The 20,002-nt window shown below is 36.7% G+C and carries 22 protein-coding genes and 1 pseudogene; 3 read left to right on the top strand and 20 right to left on the bottom strand.

Features of this window, described 5'->3' with window-relative positions; translation table 11 throughout:
• Positions 1 to 50: 50 nt before the first annotated feature.
• Complete coding sequence (locus COD92_RS16535; RefSeq protein ID WP_098531542.1) at positions 51 to 2,069, bottom strand: glycoside hydrolase family 3 protein; 2,019 nt, start codon at positions 2,067 to 2,069, stop codon at positions 51 to 53.
• 392 nt (positions 2,070 to 2,461) lie between these two features.
• Between COD92_RS16535 and COD92_RS16530 the strand changes: the two genes are divergently transcribed.
• Entirely contained in the window at positions 2,462 to 2,695 is a 234-nt protein-coding gene (locus COD92_RS16530; protein ID WP_098531541.1) for a hypothetical protein, read from the top strand.
• A 329-nt stretch (positions 2,696 to 3,024) separates the two neighbouring features.
• Here COD92_RS16530 and COD92_RS16525 read toward each other — a convergent pair whose 3' ends face one another.
• The 12 genes and pseudogenes from COD92_RS16525 to COD92_RS16470 all read right to left on the bottom strand — a co-directional run bounded on the left by COD92_RS16525 (position 3,025) and on the right by COD92_RS16470 (position 9,117).
• Positions 3,025 to 3,801 carry a sulfite exporter TauE/SafE family protein gene (locus tag COD92_RS16525; protein ID WP_098531540.1) on the bottom strand — a complete coding sequence of 259 codons (777 nt, stop codon included), beginning with the start codon at positions 3,799 to 3,801 and terminating at the stop codon, positions 3,025 to 3,027.
• A gap of 44 nt (positions 3,802 to 3,845) precedes the next feature.
• A complete protein-coding gene (locus COD92_RS16520) occupies positions 3,846 to 4,073 on the bottom strand; it encodes a sulfurtransferase TusA family protein (protein WP_098531539.1) in 228 nt (75 codons plus the stop codon).
• A 22-nt stretch (positions 4,074 to 4,095) separates the two neighbouring features.
• On the bottom strand, positions 4,096 to 5,223 hold the full coding sequence (locus COD92_RS16515) for an MBL fold metallo-hydrolase (protein ID WP_098531538.1): 1,128 nt from the start codon (positions 5,221 to 5,223) through the stop codon (positions 4,096 to 4,098).
• Positions 5,224 to 5,272: 49 nt separating this feature from the next.
• Positions 5,273 to 5,668, bottom strand: a complete 396-nt coding sequence (locus COD92_RS16510; RefSeq protein ID WP_098531537.1) for a DsrE/DsrF/DrsH-like family protein — start codon at positions 5,666 to 5,668, stop codon at positions 5,273 to 5,275.
• 20 nt (positions 5,669 to 5,688) lie between these two features.
• The gene (locus COD92_RS16505; RefSeq protein WP_098531536.1) at positions 5,689 to 6,264 is read right to left on the bottom strand and encodes a sulfurtransferase TusA family protein; all 576 of its coding nucleotides are present in this window, start codon (positions 6,262 to 6,264) and stop codon (positions 5,689 to 5,691) included.
• Between the two features lie 53 nt (positions 6,265 to 6,317).
• Positions 6,318 to 6,614 carry a rhodanese-like domain-containing protein gene (locus COD92_RS16500; protein WP_098531535.1) on the bottom strand — a complete coding sequence of 99 codons (297 nt, stop codon included), beginning with the start codon at positions 6,612 to 6,614 and terminating at the stop codon, positions 6,318 to 6,320.
• 25 nt (positions 6,615 to 6,639) lie between these two features.
• Positions 6,640 to 7,002, bottom strand: a complete 363-nt coding sequence (locus tag COD92_RS16495; RefSeq protein ID WP_098531534.1) for a rhodanese-like domain-containing protein — start codon at positions 7,000 to 7,002, stop codon at positions 6,640 to 6,642.
• A 43-nt stretch (positions 7,003 to 7,045) separates the two neighbouring features.
• A complete protein-coding gene (locus COD92_RS16490; protein ID WP_098531533.1) occupies positions 7,046 to 7,525 on the bottom strand; it encodes a DsrE/DsrF/DrsH-like family protein in 480 nt (159 codons plus the stop codon).
• Between the two features lie 72 nt (positions 7,526 to 7,597).
• Positions 7,598 to 7,818: pseudogene (locus COD92_RS16485) on the bottom strand (sulfurtransferase TusA family protein).
• A gap of 84 nt (positions 7,819 to 7,902) precedes the next feature.
• Complete coding sequence (locus tag COD92_RS16480; RefSeq protein ID WP_098531532.1) at positions 7,903 to 8,166, bottom strand: metal-sensitive transcriptional regulator; 264 nt, start codon at positions 8,164 to 8,166, stop codon at positions 7,903 to 7,905.
• Positions 8,167 to 8,180: 14 nt separating this feature from the next.
• Entirely contained in the window at positions 8,181 to 8,564 is a 384-nt protein-coding gene (locus COD92_RS16475) for a rhodanese-like domain-containing protein (RefSeq protein ID WP_098531531.1), read from the bottom strand.
• 169 nt (positions 8,565 to 8,733) lie between these two features.
• Positions 8,734 to 9,117 carry a DUF302 domain-containing protein gene (locus COD92_RS16470; RefSeq protein WP_098531530.1) on the bottom strand — a complete coding sequence of 128 codons (384 nt, stop codon included), beginning with the start codon at positions 9,115 to 9,117 and terminating at the stop codon, positions 8,734 to 8,736.
• Between the two features lie 166 nt (positions 9,118 to 9,283).
• Between COD92_RS16470 and COD92_RS32050 the strand changes: the two genes are divergently transcribed.
• Entirely contained in the window at positions 9,284 to 9,460 is a 177-nt protein-coding gene (locus COD92_RS32050) for a hypothetical protein (protein WP_176550449.1), read from the top strand.
• Between the two features lie 112 nt (positions 9,461 to 9,572).
• On the opposite strand, the gene COD92_RS16465 is transcribed toward COD92_RS32050, so the two are convergent.
• The gene (locus COD92_RS16465) at positions 9,573 to 11,516 is read right to left on the bottom strand and encodes a CoA-disulfide reductase (RefSeq protein ID WP_098531529.1); all 1,944 of its coding nucleotides are present in this window, start codon (positions 11,514 to 11,516) and stop codon (positions 9,573 to 9,575) included.
• 279 nt (positions 11,517 to 11,795) lie between these two features.
• Complete coding sequence (locus COD92_RS16460; protein ID WP_098531528.1) at positions 11,796 to 13,238, bottom strand: glycoside hydrolase family 1 protein; 1,443 nt, start codon at positions 13,236 to 13,238, stop codon at positions 11,796 to 11,798.
• A 238-nt stretch (positions 13,239 to 13,476) separates the two neighbouring features.
• On the opposite strand from COD92_RS16460, the gene COD92_RS16455 reads away from it, so the two are divergent.
• Entirely contained in the window at positions 13,477 to 14,202 is a 726-nt protein-coding gene (locus tag COD92_RS16455; RefSeq protein ID WP_098531527.1) for a MurR/RpiR family transcriptional regulator, read from the top strand.
• A 61-nt stretch (positions 14,203 to 14,263) separates the two neighbouring features.
• On the opposite strand, the gene COD92_RS16450 is transcribed toward COD92_RS16455, so the two are convergent.
• From COD92_RS16450 to COD92_RS16430, 5 genes are all read right to left on the bottom strand, one after another.
• Positions 14,264 to 14,995, bottom strand: a complete 732-nt coding sequence (locus tag COD92_RS16450; RefSeq protein ID WP_098531526.1) for a response regulator transcription factor — start codon at positions 14,993 to 14,995, stop codon at positions 14,264 to 14,266.
• Positions 14,992 to 16,818, bottom strand: a complete 1,827-nt coding sequence (locus tag COD92_RS16445; RefSeq protein WP_098531525.1) for a sensor histidine kinase — start codon at positions 16,816 to 16,818, stop codon at positions 14,992 to 14,994. The genes COD92_RS16450 and COD92_RS16445 overlap by 4 nt, the downstream gene beginning before the upstream one ends.
• A gap of 97 nt (positions 16,819 to 16,915) precedes the next feature.
• Positions 16,916 to 17,941, bottom strand: coding sequence for a TRAP transporter substrate-binding protein (locus COD92_RS16440; RefSeq protein ID WP_098531524.1), 1,026 nt, complete (start codon positions 17,939 to 17,941; stop codon positions 16,916 to 16,918).
• A 52-nt stretch (positions 17,942 to 17,993) separates the two neighbouring features.
• A complete protein-coding gene (locus COD92_RS16435; RefSeq protein ID WP_098531523.1) occupies positions 17,994 to 19,289 on the bottom strand; it encodes a TRAP transporter large permease in 1,296 nt (431 codons plus the stop codon).
• 1 nt (position 19,290) lies between these two features.
• Positions 19,291 to 19,788: a TRAP transporter small permease gene (locus COD92_RS16430; RefSeq protein ID WP_098531522.1), complete on the bottom strand. Its 498-nt coding sequence runs from the start codon at positions 19,786 to 19,788 to the stop codon at positions 19,291 to 19,293.
• Between the last annotated feature and the right edge of the window lie 214 nt (positions 19,789 to 20,002).

Here is a 20,002-nt window from a genome sequence, read left to right as displayed (position 1 = left end):
ACAAAAAAAGACAGAGATCACATCCCTGCCTCTTGAAACATTTTTAATGATTATTTAAAACTCAATCCAAAATCAAATCCGTACTTGTCCCCACTCTTATTTGTGTAAACATACGAAGGATCTTCTTCATATCCAGGAATATCTCCAACTTCGTTATCGACTGCTGCCTTATTAGCTGGAATGGTGAATGGAAGTTTTCCTGTCGGATTGAATTTGCCGCGAATGACATCAACAATTGCCTCAGCCTTCGTTCCAAACGTCGCAACCACTGCTGCTGAATTCGGTTCAATTTGGTCTATTAACCATGGATTCGTGAAATTAATGGCCGTAATGGTCGGTACAGTTTTCTGAATTTCGATAATCCGGTCGACATTCGTGATGCCTGTTTCAGGACCTACTGAAATCCGTGGGTTATTGTCCCAGTTCGATTGAACAGGTCGAACCCATACAAATGCATGTGTGGATTCAGCAAGTTTATCTGTTACTGTGATCGATGGGTCATATTTCTGAATTGTTTCTCTTAATTTCTTCGTCGCCGCCGCGTCATTTCCACCTGGGAACATTTCAACATAAAGCTTAACATTGTTTATTTTTCCATCACTCAATGGAAGGACATTCTCACCATTGATTTTATCGTTACGCATAAGAACAAGGGACTTCCTGTGTGCTGCATCCGCCTTTTTCTTTGATTCAGGATTATTAACTACATCTAGGGCATGCTGTCTATCTACATAAGGGTTTTCAAAAAGACCCAATTTCATCATCTCTGACAGTAAAAATGAAACAGATTGATCTACTTTTTCTTCTTTAAGTAGGCCATTTTTTACCGCATCGATGATAGGAGCTGGATCGGAAGCGCCAGAGATAATATTTGTCCCAGCATTAATAGCTTTTGCAAATTTTTGTTCAGGCGTTAATGCTTCTGCACCCCAAGCATTATTGCCGACTGCGCCTGTATCAGAGTTAACATAACCCTTGAAACCAAGCTGTCCTCGGAGGAGATCGGTAATAATCGCTTTGTTTAATGCAAAGCCTACTTCCTCAAATTGCTGCGTAGGACTAAACCATGGTAACCCTTGGTCAGCACTCGTATTGCTTGGATAAGCATAATAAGGCATCACGGAAGACACGCCAGCCGTAATAGCGGCTCTAAAGCTTGGAATATGATATTTTAACAAGCTTCCATCAGTTGGATATGGATTGAATTTTCCTTCTGGAAAATGTGGATCTAAGCCATTGTCTCGTGCTCCGCCGCCCGGAAAATGCTTAACGGTAATCGCAACACTGTCTTTCCCAAGTTCATCCCCTTGGAAACCTTTGATGACGTTATAAATCATGCCTGAAGCAAGTGCAGGCTGCTCGCCAAATGTATCTTCAATTCTTGCCCAAAGCGGATCGGTCGCAATATCTGCTGTATATCCATATACCTTGCGAATCCCTGCCGCTCTCCATTCCTTCGCCGCGGTTTCAGCAAAATCCTTGACTAGACTGGTATCACGGGTTGCCGCAAGTCCTAATGGACCTGGCCAAAATGAATGCAAGCCTGCCCCTTCGCTGCTATTCGTATAATCCGTTGATGCATGATTTCTTGGATTTGATGTGATGAGAATTGGAATCCCTAATCTTGATCCTTCTGCTGCTTCTTGAAGCTGATTATTATAATCAGCGATAACATCAGCAGTTGGGGTTTGCCGGAAAATGTAGTATCGTGTATTTTGATCAATTAATTTATTTGGCAAGACTAACTTGTTATTCGTAAATTTCGGAAACTCTGTAATCAGCATCATCCCCGCTTTTTCCTCAAGTGTCATCTTTTTGACAAGATCCTTTACACGTACATCTGTTGGAAGCTGCCAGTTTTCATATGGATCGAGCCTGCCATTATTATTTAGGTCTTTGAATTTCTTCTCACCCTGTATTAGGATGTTTTTGGTAGTCGCTGTAATCTCAGCATTTTGTTTATTACCATTTGATTTTCCCTGCTCCGCACTTGCATAAGGAATGACAGTTGATGATAACATCAAGGCGGCAAGTGTTAAAGATGCTGTCTTTTTTGAGAATCGCTTCAAATTTCTTCCTCCCCCTTTTACCTGATAAAATTTTTTAAAAAAATAGACCTAAATAAGCTACAACCTTCATTCACCCCCACTAAACAAGAAAACGCTTCCATTTCATATTCATTTTATAATCTTTCATTTCATATCTAGTAGAGAATTTTTTTAGGAGAATTTGTGTTTTTTTAATATTTCAAAAAATAGAAAAGCGGAAGCGCAAAGTTTAGCGTTCAGACAGGACTTGAGCTAAACAATTCTAATTAAAAAATAGAAAAAGGACTGCCAACTAAAGCAGGCCTTGTTAGGGAAAAGTTTTATAACTCGTCACAATTACCCCATACCGTATATAATAATTCATTATACAATTAGAGTGAAAGTAAGAAATTTGACATTTGGAGGAACTTAAAATGAAGAAATTAGTCATAAGCGCATTAACCTTAATCTTATTACTTGGATTAGGAACTGGAGTTATGGCTGCAAGTAACAAGATTGATTGCAAAGTGGGAGATTTTAAAGAAATGCTATCTTTCATGCAAGAAAAGCACCCTGAATTAAGTGAAAAAGAATTAAAAGAAATGCATAAAGATTGTGTTTCCCAAATGAAAAAAGTATCAAATGCGAATTGTATGTTAAATAATTAATAAAAATAAAGCTCTTTCAAAACAGACGACTAATTTCGTCTGTTTTGTTTTTTTAAACAAGAAGTTAGAACGTAATAAAACGATAGCCTACTCCTCGAAGAGTTTTATTTAGCTCCCCGATCGACCTCTCGTATAAAAATAGAGGCAATTTTGCCCCTAGTTTTAAAATATTTTATTAATTAGAACGATGACTCCTACCAGGAGCCAAACTAAAACCCCAGGTCATATTGGTGGTAAAAATTTCGAACGGGGTTCTTTATTATTAATCCCTCAAGTACCGTTACCACACTTTTTCAGGCGCTTAATGTTCATTCTTATTCCCACTTTACTTACAATATGGTCATCCATGTCTTCACAGCTGTAGCTAAGATTAAAATCCCCATAATGATTTGTAAAATCTTTGTATTTACTTTTTTCCCAGCATTTGCTCCGATCGGTGAAGCAATTAAACTGGCAACAACCATAATGAGCGAAGGTAGAATTGCCACTTGTCCTGTTGTTATTTTCCCAGAAACAGCTCCAATTGATGAAATAAATGTAATGGCTAAAGAAGAGGCAATGGTCATTCTTGTTGGAATCTTTAAAACTACCAACATAATTGGTACTAACAAAAACGCACCTCCCGCTCCTACAATGCCAGCTCCAATTCCTACAAAGAAAGCAAATAATGCGGCAAGCCATTTGTTAAATTTGACTTGTTCTAAGGGAATATCATCAACCCCCTTTTTGGGAACAAAAATCATGACTACAGCAATAAGCGCTAAAATTCCATAAACGAGATTAATTCCACTCTCCGGCATATGAGTCGAACCGAAACCTCCAATAAAACTTCCCAAAAGGATACTAATTCCCATGTAGGCGATTAGTGTTTTATTTAAAAATCCTCCTTTACGGTAAGCCAAAACGCCGCCAATTGTCGCAAAGAAAACCTGGATAGCAGTAATTCCTGAAACTTCATGAGCTGTAAAATGACCGACACCCAGAATAACGGGAATATATAACAACATTGGAAAGTTGATAATGGCACCACCTATACCTAGCATCCCAGAAATAAATGAGCCTATAAATCCAATTAGGAAGATCGTGATTATAAAGCTAATATCCATGTTGTCCTCCTTTTAAAAGGGAACCTTACTTGGTTCCCTTTTATTTACCCTTTTTTAATCCAGAACTTTAACACATCATTTTCTTCCTCGTGTTTTAGTAACTCATGACCGCAGGATTTAGCCCAAGCTGTAAGGTCATTTTTTGCCCCTTTATCTGTTGTATGAACTTCTAATACTTGCCCTGATTGTAGTTCACTGATTGCTTTTTTCGTTTTTACAATTGGCATTGGACAAGCAAATCCTTTTGCATCTAGTACTTTTGCAGCTTCCATTCTTAATCCCCCCATTTCGGATTTATCGAACTGCACAACGGTTTGGTCCGATTTCCATTTCTCGTTGTTTCTCTATGTCAGGATTTATTTTCCCCATATTCGTTTCACGAATTTCTTGATAAGCATTTGGCTGTGGCGGTAAGTTTTCGGTTACCATTTTTCTGAAATCATTTTCATCTTCAATATTTAGACCATGATTTTTTGCAAACAAGATACTTAATTTCTCTGACACACTGCCATCACCGTTTAATTCTTCAATAATCATAAAATGTGCAGGGAGAACAATAAGATCTTCTGATAATTCTCTATAACGTTTATAAAGAGTTTCTCTTAAATGGCCCACCCAGTCTTCTGCCATACCTACTAGGTCTGGTCTTCCGATCGAATCAATGAATAAGATATCACCTGAAAGTAAAAACTTTCCATCTACTACAAAGGAAGTAGACCCGATTGTGTGACCTGGAGAATATAATGCTTGAATATTAATGATGGTATCACCAATTTTGACATTATTTCCGTCTTCTAATGGCTGGTACTCAAATGATACTTCTGTAGCATCCTTAGGCGGTAACCAGTAAATTGCACCAGTTTTTTCAGCTATTGTACGTCCTCCTGAAATATGGTCTGCATGAAGGTGAGTATCAAATACATTCGTGATTTTTGCACCGATGCTTTCAGCAAAATTAAGATAGGTGTCAGTCATTCGTGTTGCATCAATCAGTGCTGCCTCTCCGTTTGAAACAACCATGTAGGATAAGCAGCCTTTACCAACTCGTACAAACTGATAAATTTCGCCTCCATCATTTAAGTCTCCAACTTTAACCGGTTCTAAATGTTCACTCCATGCTTTCATTCCACCCCTAAGGTATGACACGTTTAATCCAGCTTCTGAAAGCATCTCTGCTACCATTACCGAAGAACCTTCTTTCGCACAAACTACTAATACATCTTTATCAGTAGGAATTTTTCCGATAATTTCATCAACACCATCAAGCAATTCGAAATAAGGAATATTTAAATAGCGAAAGTTTTCACCCTCGATTTTCCAATCTTGAAAATCACTTTCATTTCGAACATCAAAAATAAATAGATCTTCCTTATTAAAAACTTTTTTTGTTACTTCTTTTGAAGTCATAATATTTACAGACATTTTACAAATACCCCCTATGGTATTATTGATTTTAAAAAAATATGCATGATTAAAAAGTTAAGGTTACATCCGCATCTTTAGCAAATTCTAAAAATGTGACAGCTCCACCTACTTCAATTCCATCAACAAAATCTTCTTTTACTAATCCCATTACATCCATTGTCATTTGGCATCCGATGAATTTCACACCCATTTCTTGCGCCATTGCTGATAGTTCAGTAATAGATGGTACGTTTGCTTTTGCAAAACCTTCTGCGAAATGCTCTTTGCCTTCTGGCATCGGAAGTTGATTGCTTGCGTATTTGTGAATTAAGTTTAAACCTTCAAAGGTGAAGAAAATGGCTACTTCCTGATCGGTTGCTGCAGCTGCTGTTGCGATATTAAAAACTTTATAAGCATCAAATAAGCTACCATTACTTGCAATAATTGCTACCTTTTTATTCATTGTTACTTCCTCCAAATTGTTTATTTGTTGATACCTGTTGTTTTACCCTTCCATTGGCTCATACCCGGTTCCACATTAATTACATTTGTAAATCCTTTTTGCGCTAATTTTTGTGCTGCTAAATCACTGCGATTACCTGTACGACAAACTACATAAATTTCTATATCTTTATTTAGCTCGTCCATTCGATCCTCTAATTCACCTAAAGGAATAGAGACAGCATCTGGGATATGGTTAAAGGCATATTCCGCCGCTTCTCTTACGTCAAGAACTATAATATCCTCATTGTTTTCCATTTTCTTTTCGAGAATCTCATTACTTGTCACATTTGGGTACTTTTTTTCATTGGTTTCATCATTGGAAGACTTACGAAGATAATGCTTCAGTACAACTCCTTCTTCGATTGTACCAAGGTATTGATGACCCGTACTTTCTGCCCAAGCTTTTAAATCAGCTTTAGACCCTTTATCTGTCGCTTGAACTTCTAAAACATTACCTGCCTCAAGAGTATTCATTGCCTTTTTTGTTTTAACAATCGGCATCGGGCATGCTAATCCTTTTGCATCTAATGTAACGTTTGCTTTCATGTTTTCCATTTATAAAACCTCCTGTTTAATACCTATGTGGGTACATTTTAACCTAAAAAAAATTATTTTATTTTACCTTCCCATGCAAGCATTCCACCTGACATGTTTATCACGTCAAATCCATAGCTTTCAAGGAATTGCGTGGCACGGCCGCTTCTTGCACCAGATCGGCATACCATAATATATTCTTTTGATTTATCTAATTCATGCATGCGAAACTCAACTAAACCTAAAGGAATATTTACAGCGCATGGAATTTTACCCGCTGCTACTTCGTCCACTTCGCGAACATCAATAATGTTTATTTGCTTTCCATCGTTTAATAAAGCGTCTACTTCTTTTGCAGTCATTTGTTTCATGTTAACGCCCTCCTAAGATTTTTCTTTAAATCCAAGCGCTCATACCGCCTTTGACATTCGTCACTTTTGTAAATCCTAATTTTTTTAGAATTTTAGTAGCCTGAAGACTTCTCATTCCACTTTGACAAATAACAATTACTTCTTTTTCCTTTTTAAGTTCTTTCTCTGCTTTTTGAGCAAGATTTTGTAGAGGTATATTTTTAAAACCTCTAATATGGTTTCCTTTAAATTCTACTGGTGTCCGAACATCGACAAATTGCTTATTCTTATCATTTAATTCATTTTTCAACTCAGTTGTTGAAATATTGTTAACGCCTTTTGTTGGTATAAATCTCTTGATTATTAAGAATAGAAATATGGCAATTAGAAGATAATTTATATAATCCATTCCGTTTACCTCCTCATTCTAAGGAAAGAATCCTTATCTGTAATTAAATAAACAAATTAACATTACCTTCCTCTGCATCTCCTAAATAAGCTGCCACACCTGCATATTCGATTGAATCTAATAACTCCTCTTGTTTGAGACCTAATAAATCCATTGTCATGGTACATGCTACGAGTTTTACATCCTGCTCTTGAGCCATCTCGATTAGTTGTGGTAAAGGCAGCGCGTTATGTTTTTTCATAATATCCTTAATCATTTTTGGGCCGAATCCAGCAAAATTCATTTTTGAAAGACCCATTTTTTCTGCGCCTCTAGGCATCATCTTTCCAAACATTTTTTCCATAAAACTTTTTTTCACCGAAATATTCTCATCCTTACGAAGGGCGTTTAATCCCCAAAATGTATGAAAAATAGTAACTTCATGATCATATGCAGCAGCACCATTTGCAATGATATAAGCTGCCATGGCTTTATCGTAATCTCCACTAAATAAGACTATTGTCGTCTTTTTCTTATCTGTCATGTTGTAACCTCCTGAATGTAATTGAATAAAATAAAACCTATACCAGTACAGGTATTCGGGATTTTAAAAAAATTATCCTTTTTTAATCCAAAACTTTAAAATGTCATTTTCCTCGTCATACTTTAATAATTCATGACCTCCTGATATTGCCCAAGCAGCAAGATCATTTCTTTATCGGTTGTGTGAATTTCTAAAACTTCACCAGATTGAAGTTCATTTATCGCCTTTTTTGTTTTAACAATTGGCATAGGACAAGCTAAACCTTTGGCATCTAATACTTTTGCTATATTCATTGTTTATTTTCCTCCTGTTTTTCATTTACCTTTACCCCTATGGGTATAATGCTAATCAAAATAAAAGAGGGTGTCAACCCTTTTTTATCGACTTTTCACCAACAAATTAACAGCTTCTTTAACTAATTCTTCCATACTTTTTTCCCCTTGATGTTCCGCTTTTTGAACACATTCTACTAAATTGGAGCTTACAATCACACCAATGGTTCGATCAATGGCAGTTCTAGCTGCAGATAATTGGGTAATAACTTCTTTACAATCCTTATTTTCTTCCATCATTTTTAAAATTCCTCTAAGCTGTCCTTCAATCCGTTTGGCTCTATTTTTAATTTGATCATTATATTCCATATTTTTTGACTCCTTTAGCAATAAGTTTCTATATTTAGACCATTTTCCTTTAATAATACCTTAGAATGATTAATAATTGTATATCCCACAACGGGAAAACCCATTCTTCTCAAATAGCGTGTTCCAATATTCTTTTCAAGAGTACTTGAAACAATCAAATGCACATCACTATTTGGGACTTGGTTTAGATTCCTTTTTAGATAAGCGAAAGGCATATTAGTTGCTCCTTCAATTAGGTTCTTATATGAATCATTAAAATCCCTTATGTCTATTATGTTTATTTTGTCCAAATCAAGGTCTTTGCAATTGATACAATTTACACCAAATACCGGGAAATATCTTTCATATAAGAAAAAGATAAACGTTATAACTATTCCAATCAAGAAAAAAAGTATCATGTAACCCCTCCTTCAATGAACAAATCTCATTGACAAGTTCTATAATATACCCCTATAGGTATATTGTCAATAGAATAACTTTAAAAATTACTTAAATCGCTAAAAAGTAAAAAAGACCGCGATTAATATGGCGGTCGAGAATTTTATTATTTAGATTTAAAGACCTACATCAAAGACTTTTATCAATACACTTGATTAAACGATCTTCGATATCTCTTGCAAATTCCTTCATCCTTTCATCATTCAGAAGGCTTATAAGAGCAGTAGGTTTAGGCATCCCAATTTTCGTTTGCCCATTATCCTCATAAACAACCATTTTACATGGAAGAAAATAACCCGCCATTTTGTTTTCACTTAACACTCTTTGTGCTTCATGGGGATTGCATACTTCGAGCACTTTAAACTCTTTAAGAAATTCGAGCCCCTTTTCCTGAAGCTTTTCCTTAATGTCAAATTTCCACAAAACACCAAACTTTTCTTCTTTTAAGCTTTCCTCCAGACTTTGAATCGATTCTTCTATATTTTTATTCGTAGTAACCGTATAATCAAACATTATCATCTTCCTCTCGCCGTATTTTATATCAATTGAAAATGCATATATTGTCACCTTTATTTTTTCCAACAATACTATAAAAATTATCGATATCTATTGTAAATTCACGTTAATACTGTATAATTCACAGTATAACTATAGGAATTAGTGGGATAGGAGGCTGGATATGCGTTTATTTAAAAACCTTTTTATTGAACATTGTCCAAAATGCAATAAAGTATTAGAGACAAAAAACTCGAATATTTTAAAATCAATTGTTATTAAATCATGTCCGGAACTACATTATCAAAAAGAATTTCATCCAGCTTTTGAAACATATATTGAAAGTAATAAGGTTTCTTAAGATACAATAACAAAGAAGGTAGCTTTCATAAGCTACCTTTTATTTTTTGTCCGTTTTCTTTATGGACATTACATCAATGATAAATACCCGTTAATTGATAAATTTCAATTTTTTAGTTCTTTTCAATCCAAAATTTAATCAGCTGCTCAGTTTGCTCGGTCTTTAAGATGGTGTGTCCTGCATTTTTTGTCCATGAAGGAAGGTCGTTTAAGGCACCTCTGTCTGTCACATGAAGCTCTAATATTTGCCCGCTTTCCAATTGCGCAATCCCCTTTTTTAAATTCACAATCGGCATAGGACATACTAAACCACTAACATCTAAAACTGAATCAACCTTTAATGCAACGCTGTTTTCTATATCTGTTTCCCCAAGGTTGTTTGTGTTGGCTTCAAAATTTTCATTTAGGTTACTTCCAAATACTGAAGAATATGTTTTCCAACCACCATCAACATTTTTAACGTCATACCCGTTATTTTTTAGTATCCGGCTTGCAATATATCCCCTTAAGCCAACTTGACAGCTGACATAAATCGTCTGGTCCTTTGGCAGTTCCTCTAATCGATTCCTCAAGTCATTTAAAGAAATATTAATTGAGCCTTTAATAAATCCAAATTCACGCTCCATTGGCTCACGAACGTCGATAAGTAGTCCTCCATCTGAAACTATATTGTCAACTTCATGCCACTGGATCGTTTCTACTTCACCTTCGATGATATTAAAAGCGACATAACCAGCCATATTTACTGGGTCTTTTGCTGATGAATAAGGTGGTGCGTAAGACAATTCCAAGTTAGTTAAATCTTCTACGGTTAATCCACCCTTAATTGCAGTAGCAATTACGTCAATACGCTTATCTACGCCATCAGAACCAACCGCTTGTGCCCCGAAGATTTTTCCTGTTTCTTTATCAAAAATTAATTTTAACGCTATTGGTGCCGCACCTGGATAGTATCCAGCATGTGAACTTGGATGAATATGAATTACTTCATAAGAAACCCCTAAGCGTTTTAAAATTTTCTCATTGTTACCTGTTGCAGCGACAGTTAAGTCAAACACTTTCGCAATGGAAGTACCCATGGTACCTTGATACTTTTCATTTTTCCCCATCATATTATTGGCAGCAATTCGTCCTTGTCTATTGGCTGGTCCTGCAAGCGGAATCATCGACTTTGTACCGCTTATATAATCCACAACCTCCACCGCATCTCCAACAGCATATATATCTTTATTCGAAGTTTGGAGGTATTCGTTAACAACAATTCCTCCCCTATTCCCTAACTCTAATCCAGCTATTTTTGCTAATTCATTTTCCGGTCTGACACCGATAGAAAGAATCGTCATATCTGTTGCAATCTCAGTTCCATCTGAAAGAAGTACCCTCTTCCCTTGTTCAGTAAAGGATTGGACACCATTTTCTAAAATTAATTTCACACCTTTTTCTTTTAAATGTGTGTGTAAAATACTAGCCATTTCAAAATCAATAGGCGCCATAATTTGATTTGCCATTTCAATAATTGTAACTTCTAAGCCTCTATCTACTAAGTTTTCAGCCATTTCTATCCCAATGAAGCCTCCACCTACAACAATAGCTTTTTGGGGATTTTGGGTATCAACAAAGGTTTTAATTTTATCAGTATCAGGAATATTTCTTAAAGTAAATAGTGTTTGGTTTTCACTTAACCCTAGAATCGGTGGTACGATAGGTCTGGCTCCTGGAGATAATAATAACTTGTCATACGATTCTTCGTACGCTTCCCCTGTTTTTAAATCCTTAATAATTACGCTTTTGTTTTCAGGATCAATGCTTAATACTTCACTTAAATTACGAATATCTAGATTAAAGCGGTCTGACATACCTTTTACGGTTTGTACTAATAATTTGTTTCTATCCTTGATTGTTTCGCCAATGTAATAGGGTAATCCGCAATTTGCAAATGAAATATGTTCACCGCGTTCTACAAGAATGATTTCAACATCTTCACTAATTCTTCTTAACCTTGCTGCAGCAGTAGCACCCCCTGCCACTCCTCCTATGATGATAATTTTCTGTGTCATACTTTCCCCTCCAAATTTTTATGTTTTGTTTTAATACTTATAATTGTAATTTACTTTTAGATATACCCTTAGGGGTTTATACCTATAAGGGTATTATAGACCACATAAAAAAATAGTAAAGTCTTTTATGTAAATCTTCACATTACCTTCACATTAAATTAGAAAAGAACCCATTAAGGGTTCCTATTAGATTAATACGTATAAAAAAGTGTCCAACTGAAAATTAATCCAAACCTTGTTTTAAAGGAAAAAGTCGTGGTAGTAGTAAAGGAAAAATGATTAGCTACGGATATTTTCACCGTTTGTCGAAATAACGTCTTTATACCAGTAGAAAGACTTTTTCTTTTTTCGTTCCAATGTCCCGCTGCCATCATCATGTTTGTCCACGTAAATGAAACCATACCGTTTGGAGAACTCGCCTGAAGACATGCTCACCATATCGATACATCCCCATGTCGTATAGCCCATCAGCTCGACTCCATCTTCAATGGCTTCACCCATTGCCCTGACATGTTCACGAAGATAATCAATTCGGTAGTCATCATTAATCGAACCGTCTTCTTCTATCTTGTCATATGCCCCTAAACCATTTTCCACAATAAAGAGTGGAATTTGGTAACGGTCATAAAGTTTATTGAGAGAAATCCGTAACCCTACAGGGTCAATTTCCCAGCCCCAATCACTTGCTTTTAGGAATGGATTTTTCACTCCACCAATAATATTTCCTTGTGAAGCTTCTTCATCTGTCTTCACTTTTTTTTCTGTCCTCGACATGTAATAACTAAAGCCGATATAATCAACCTTACCTTTCTTAATTATATCTAAGTCGCCATCTTGAATCTCTAGTTCAATTTGATGCTCCTTAAAATAGCGTTTAATGAAAGCTGGATACTCCCCACGCACTTGGACATCTCCACAAAAATAATTGAACAGCTGTTCTTCCTGAAGGGAATACAGTACGTTTTCCGGATTACTATCAAAAGCATAGACAGGGGCATAGAGGATCATACAGCCGATTTGCGAATTTGGAATGATCTCATGGCACGCTTTAACGGCAATCGCACTAGCAAGAAATTGATGATGGTACGCCTGGAAGGTTGGCTGGAATTTATCTTCTTCTTTTTGAATCGAAAAACCAAGACCTTGAATGGGCATCACCAAGCCGCTATTGATTTCATTAAAAGTCATCCAGTACTTCACTTTATTTTTATAACGATTGAAAATGGCTTTTACATATCTTTCAAAGAAAGTAACCACTTGGCGGTTTCTCCAGCCGCCATAGTCCTTTACAAGGTGAAGAGGCATTTCATAGTGTGAGATGGTGACAACAGGCTCAATCCCATACTTGTGCAATTCATCAAACACCCGATCATAAAAAGCTAAACCTTCTTCATTTGCCTCTAATTCATCACCATTTGGGAAAATTCGTGTCCAGGCAATCGACATCCGAAATGCCTTGAAGCCCATTTCCGCAAACAAGGCAATATCTTCTTTATAGCGATGATAAAAATCAATCGCTTCATGATTGGGATAGCTGTATTTTTCCGGGTGGATTTCAAAATCAAACCCTGGATTTAATAGAATGTTATATCTCTCTTTTCCTCCCGGTAGGACGTCGGCAATATTTAATCCTTTATTTCCTTCTTTATATCCGCCTTCCATTTGGTTGGCTGCTGTGGCTCCTCCCCATAAAAAACCTTTTGGGAATTGATAATTTTCCATTTGGTTACCCCCTGATATTTTTTCCATAGTAGTTAATATTTGTTAAGTTGTTTGAATTTAATCTCTTTTCTTCATTAGGAATCGTAACGATATTTTGCAAAATAGTAAATAAGTTAACGTGATCTAGTTCTTAATCACACTGGAAGTCACTTGTGACAAAGATGTAACACTGTGTGACACTCGAATTATTATGTTAAAATGAATTACGATCTTTTAAAAAAAGGGGTAACCAACTTAAATGTTTTCAAATGAAATAATTGCGTCTTTCAATGAATTAGAAACTTCTTTATACAACTACATCATTCAAAACAGTGATAAAGTGGCCTACATGCGAATTCGTGAACTTGCAGATGAAACCCATGTCTCAACTGCGACCATTTTACGTTTTTGTCGAAAAGTAAATTGCGAGGGTTTTTCTGAATTTAAAGTAAAACTTAAAATTCATTTAGAAGAGAAGAAAAAAACAATTATAAAAAGTCCCCAACATTCGTTAGTCGAATTTTTTGAGCGGACATTAAAAGGGGAATTAGAGGAAAAAATCAAGAATGCTGCAAATCTAGTTACTCATGCGGACAATGTAATTTTTATTGGGATTGGAAGCTCAGGGATTCTGGCGGAATATGGGGCACGATACTTCTCAAGTTTAGGTAAATTTTCAATGTATATAAAAGACCCCCACTTTCCAATTCACTCTAAGCTCCGGACGAACAGTGTCATTATTGCACTATCAGTCTCAGGAGAAACAAATTTCACTATCACACATCTCCATCAACTTAAACAAGAAGGTAGTAAAATTATTAGTATTACCAACAATAAACTCTCAACCGTGGCAAAAATTTCTGACCTCAATATTTCTTACTATGTAACGGAAGAATTCATCGAAGAAGCGAATATTACCACACAAGTGCCAGTTGTTTATATTCTTGAATCGATGGCCCGTGAAATCTATCAACTAAATCAATAACGCCTAGCACTAAAAAGATAAGCTGCCTATCTTGGCAGCTCTAGCTTCAATGACTAAATTTTCAAATCGCTGATTTCCGGAATTCCGATGGTGAACAGCCTGTAATTCTCTTAAAATTGTTACTAAAATACGCTAAATCAGCGTAGCCCACTCTCTCGGCAATTTCTGACATTCGTAAAGATGTATTTAGTAACAACCGTTTGCTTTCCTCAATCCGCAGCTCCGTAAGATAATCAACGAATTTTTTATTTAATTGCTGCTTGAACAATTGACTAAGGTAACTAGGATTCATATGTACACTTTCGGCTGCATCTTTTAGTGTGATTTGGTCTAATGGTGTTTTTTCTAAATACTGTAACACTCTTTCGATCGTTGAAGAAGGAAGACTTTCATCTACCGTTTGGATATCCAAGTCCTCAGCTAATTTTTTCAGCCACTTTTCCAGGCATGCTTTTAGTTCCGTTTCTTCGACTGGTTTGAGCAGATAATCGGTCACTCCTGTTCTCAGAGCCTGCTGGACAAATTGAAACTCGTCATGCACACTGATCACAACCACATCCTGCTTCTTTTTCAAATGGCTCAACTCTTTAACAAATGAAAGTCCATCCATGATGGGCATTCGGATATCTGATATAATTAGATCTACATTATTTTGCTTTATCCAATCGAGTGCCTCCAAGCCATTTTGACATTCGTGTACGACTTGCAATGGAAGATTCAACTTATTAATGGTCCATTTAAGGGCTGTACGAACCCATCTCTCGTCATCAACCAACAAAATCGTTTTTCTCATGGTTTCTCCCCCTCCATATGCTGGTCCAAAATCGGTAAATGGATCAATACCTTTGTCCCGGAACCAAATTTACTTCTAACTGTGATACCATATTCCGAACCAAACAAATAATGAATCCTTTGGTGCACATTTAAAATTCCGATATTCTTCCCGTCTTTGGCTGGTGTTAATAGGTTTATTCTTTTCCTGATTTCTTCTAAATTCCTTTCCTCTATTCCCTTCCCATTATCACAAATACTGATGACATATGATGATTCAGAATAACGGTAAACAGAAATTACAATTTTGATTTTTCTAACTCCGGCATCGTGACCGTGTACAAAGCAATTTTCAACCAATGGCTGTAGGGAAAACTTAATGGCCTTAAGTACCATTGCCCATTCGGGAATATCAAACTGATAATCAAAACGGTCCTCAAAGCGAAACTTTTGAATCTTAAGGTACATTTCGCAAAAATTTATTTCCTCACGCAGACTAACCGTGGAAGATTGATTATTTAAATTATAGCGGAGCAATTTTCCAAGCGAATAGGACATAACAGCAATATTTTCCTGTTCTTCCTCCAACGCCATTCCCCTAATCGTCTCTAGTGAATTATAGAGGAAGTGAGGATTCATTTGTGATTGAAGCATTTTTAATTCTACTTCTTTTTGCTTGAGCGACATTTCAGCTTCTCTTAATTTAGATACGTATGCCTCCTCAAGTAAATTAGCTAGTTTTTCAACCGTATTATTAAAACCTGCCGTTAATTGACCGATTTCATCATTTGAATCCACACGGACCCTGCCTTCAAGATGGCCCGTCTCTACTTCCTTCATAAAATGCTGCAATCTTCGAATCGGCCGTATAATGCTAGTTGCAAAGCCGAAACCGATTAGATAAGCCAAAATTAACGAAACGATAATCGTGGTAGAAATGGTTTTCTCAATCTGGATAATCCCGCCGGTTAAATCACGGTAGGGAACAGCGGTTAGAAACCGCCAGCCAAGGTTTTGCGAAAAAGTAAACGTAACAAAATCTTTTCGCTGATTATCTAATATCTCCGTATGGCTTCCCTCTGTTTTTAAGGAAACAAGCTGCTTGTATTCTACCTTTTTTCCAAGCTTCGTATAATCAGGATGGTAGATGTAATGCCCATTTGCATCCAAGATAAAGAAATAGCCGTTTTTGCTAATCGTTACCTTATTTGAGATTTCTTCAATTCGTCTAAAATTTATATCAATGATGAGCATTCCGACAGGCAGAAGTGTTCGTGGATTATAAAGACGCCTGACAAGTGAAATAACAGGCTGCTCATTATTTGCTAATGTCAATTTTCTCGTTACTAACATACTCATCCCGTTTAGTGGCACTAACCGATACCAATACTCCTCTTTGATTTTAGTCGCGGGATAAAAATTTCTTGCCCCAAGGGTATCAATGACTTGTTCGTTATCTAATAGGATCGTGATATTACTGATATCTGCCCTTGAATACTCTGCCGCCTTTAAGGTATTTCGAGTAGCATCAATCATACTTTGTCTATGATCGGATATTGTTGATTTTAAAAGACTGGATAATTCTGGAGAATTAATGATTTTGAGACTGGTGATTTCAAAATCCTGTAAATAATATTCAATATGTGTTTGTACTTGATCAATGACTTGTCTGCTTGATTGTCTAAGTTCATTCTCAAGCTCAGCAGATGAACGTTTATACGAGAAAATTCCTACTGAAAGGACAGGAAAAACAACGAGAAAACTAGAAAAAACGCAGAGTTTTATCATTAAGGATTGATTTTTTAAAAGAATAAACCGTTTAATAAATTCTGCCATTTTCCTCATTAGTTTTCATTCCCCACCGGTAATATTTTTTAAACAGAAAAGACCCAGTTGGTAAAGGAAATATTTACCAACTAGGTTTACTGCGTGCTGCTATAGTTTATGGACGGGCTTTTTCAATTGCATCCATGACCTCTTTATAATCTTTTGAATAGGAATCTACCATCGATTTAACGGCATCTTTCCATGGTTGAATATCATCGACCTCTGTAAAGACTACACCCGCATCTTTAAGCTTCTTAGTGGAACGCTCTTCCCATTTATCCCACTCTTCTCTTTGTGTTTTAACAGAATCAAGCGCTGCTTGTTTAATCAATTTTTGATCCTTTTCTGAGAGCTTATCCCATGCAGTCTTACTAATAAGCAATACTTCAGGAATCCGCTGGTGATGGTCTAAAATAAGGTTTTTGGCCTCCTGATAATGATTGGACGAGTCTAAGCTTGGAAGATTATTTTCTGCACCATCAATAATTCCTGTTTGCAGGGCACTGAAAACCTCTCCATATGGCATTGGTGTTGCACTTGCACCTAAAGCTTCCATGAAATCAATATTAATTTTACTTTGTTGTACACGAATCTTTTGACCTTTTAGGTCTTTCACGCTCTTTAATGGTTTAGTAGAGTAAAAGCTGCGTGAACCGGAATCGTAGTAAGCAAGCCCTTTCATTTTTGACTTTTCTAATCCATCTAACAATTTGGTTCCCATCTCACCGTTAAGGAAATTCCATAAATGCTCTTCGCTTTCAAAAACATATGGAAGTCCAAGTGCGGTAAACTGATCATTAAACTCAGCAAGCGGACTGGAGTTGATTCTAGTAAATTCAATCGCGCCAAGCTGAACCTGTTCTAGTACGGATTTTTCATCCCCTAATTGTGCAGATGGAAAAACCTCAATTTTAATTCGGCCATTCGTTCTTTCCTCTACTAATTCAGCAAACTTTTTGTCACCAACAACTGTTGGATAATCAGGCGGCTGATTGTCTGCCAAACGGAAGGTGTATTTTGGCCCCTCTTGCTTAGCCCCTCCGCTTTTTGTGCTTGATGCTTCTTCTTTTCCACAAGCTGCGAGGATGGTCCCCATCAATAAAGTTGCTGCTAAAACCCCAGTAATCTTTCTTTTCTTCATCTAATAACCCCCTTGATATTTTTATAAAAATTTATTGTTACCTTTCCTTCGGTTACTTGACTAACAAATGTGGCAGCCACAACACAACCTCAGGAATATAGGTAATAATTAAAAGAACAACAAGTAACGCATAGAAAAATGGCATCATCGCTTTTGTCCCTTGCTGGATCGAGACCTTGCCGATCGCACAGCCGACAAACAGCACGGTTCCTACCGGTGGTGTCAATAGACCAATCCCTGCATTTAAAATGAGGACAATACCAAAGTGTACTGGATCCATTCCAAAATTCGTAACCACTGGAAGCAGGATAGGCGTCATAATTAAAATCATGGGTGCCATGTCCATTGGTGCCCCAAGCAGCAGCAACAAAATATTAATAATTAAGAGAATAATAAGTGGATTATCCGAAATACTTAAGAATAAATTGGTTACCATAGCAGGAACCTTTAAATAGGCTAAGATCCAGCCAAATGAAGCGGAAGCCGCAATTAAGAAAAAGACCATCGATACTGTTCGCATCGTCCGGGTTAAGATTTTCCATAGATTCGCTAATTTTGCTTCGCGATAAACGACAAACGCTAGAATAAAAGAATATAAACAAGCAAGAGCACCAGACTCCGTTGCGGTAAACCATCCAGTCAAGATCCCGCCTAAGATAATAACCGCAGGGCTTAGTGATAATAAGCCGTGTAAAAGAATACCGCCTATTTCAGCCCTAGGAACAGGGTCTGCTTTTTGATAGCCTCGTTTCCTAGCAATAATATAACCTGTAATCATCAAGGAAATTAGCATAATAAATCCAGGAACAATCCCTGCCATAAATAAGCTAGCAATCGAAACGCCGCCTGCTGCTAAGGAGTATAGAACTAGATTATGACTCGGCGGAACGACTACCCCTTGAATAGCAGAAGCGATGGTAACACCAACTGCATAGTCTGCTTCATAACCCTTCTTTTTCATCATTGGAATCATTACAGAACCAACGGAAGATACATCGGCGACAGCAGAACCGGAGATATTTCCAAAGAACAAGGCGGCCACACTGTTGACCATCGCTAGTCCCCCACGGATTCTTCCCACCATTAAACTGGCAAAATTCACAATCCTTGTAGCCAGTCCACCTTCACTCATGATTTGTCCTGTCAGGATAAAGAAAGGAATCGCTAGCAAGGAAAAAGAGTTCATCCCTTGGATCATTTGCTGCCCCACAACAGGAAGAGGTATCTTTAGGTAAATAACGGTTAGTAAGGATGAAGCAATAAGTGTCAGGGCAATCGGAAATCGAAATAAGATTAAAAGAACAAAACTTGAAAGTAAGATAATGATGCCAATTGTATTTGTGTCCAAGTTACAATCCCTCCTCTATGTCTTTATGACGATTGGTATTAATGTTAAAGAATTGGAGAAGAGAATAGACACAAATCATCACTCCAGTAACCGGCATGACAGCGTAGGTTATACTGCTTGGCAGCTTTGTTGCCGGCAGGGTAGAATCCAGCATCAATACCGTAAAATCCCATCCTTGAATGACTAGATATAAACCAAAGGCAAACGTGGATGCACTGATAATCTTATCGAGAATCTTATTGAATTTCTTTGGAAATAGATTGGTAAACGAATCGATTCCCATATGGATATACTCGCGAAATCCAATTGCGATGGCCATAAAGGCAAACCAGGCGAGCAGCAGAAGCGTAATTTCCTCTGACCAAAAGAAAACAAAATTAAATAATTTCCGTGTCATAACCTGGGTGGTTACGACCAAGATTAGGGCAACTAACGACAGTAAAGTGAATTTTTCAAAAATTCCATCGATTACTAGACCTATCTTCTTGATTACATTCATAAGCCTTCCTCCAACTTGAAAACGTTTTCTTGTCTTTCATTTTACGGACCTTACGAATGTTTTAAAATGTTGTTTTTTTAGGATAATTTGTGATTTTTTTAGGTTGGATGTTTTTTGTAAGTTCACCAAACAAACTAATTATTTTAAACTTAACATGTTTATGGATTTCATTCAACTAGCCTAAACTAAAAGATTTCTCTGGTCTTTTCTAAAA

The organism is Bacillus sp. AFS037270 (assembly GCF_002585305.1).
This window is presented reverse-complemented; position numbering and strand designations above follow the sequence as displayed.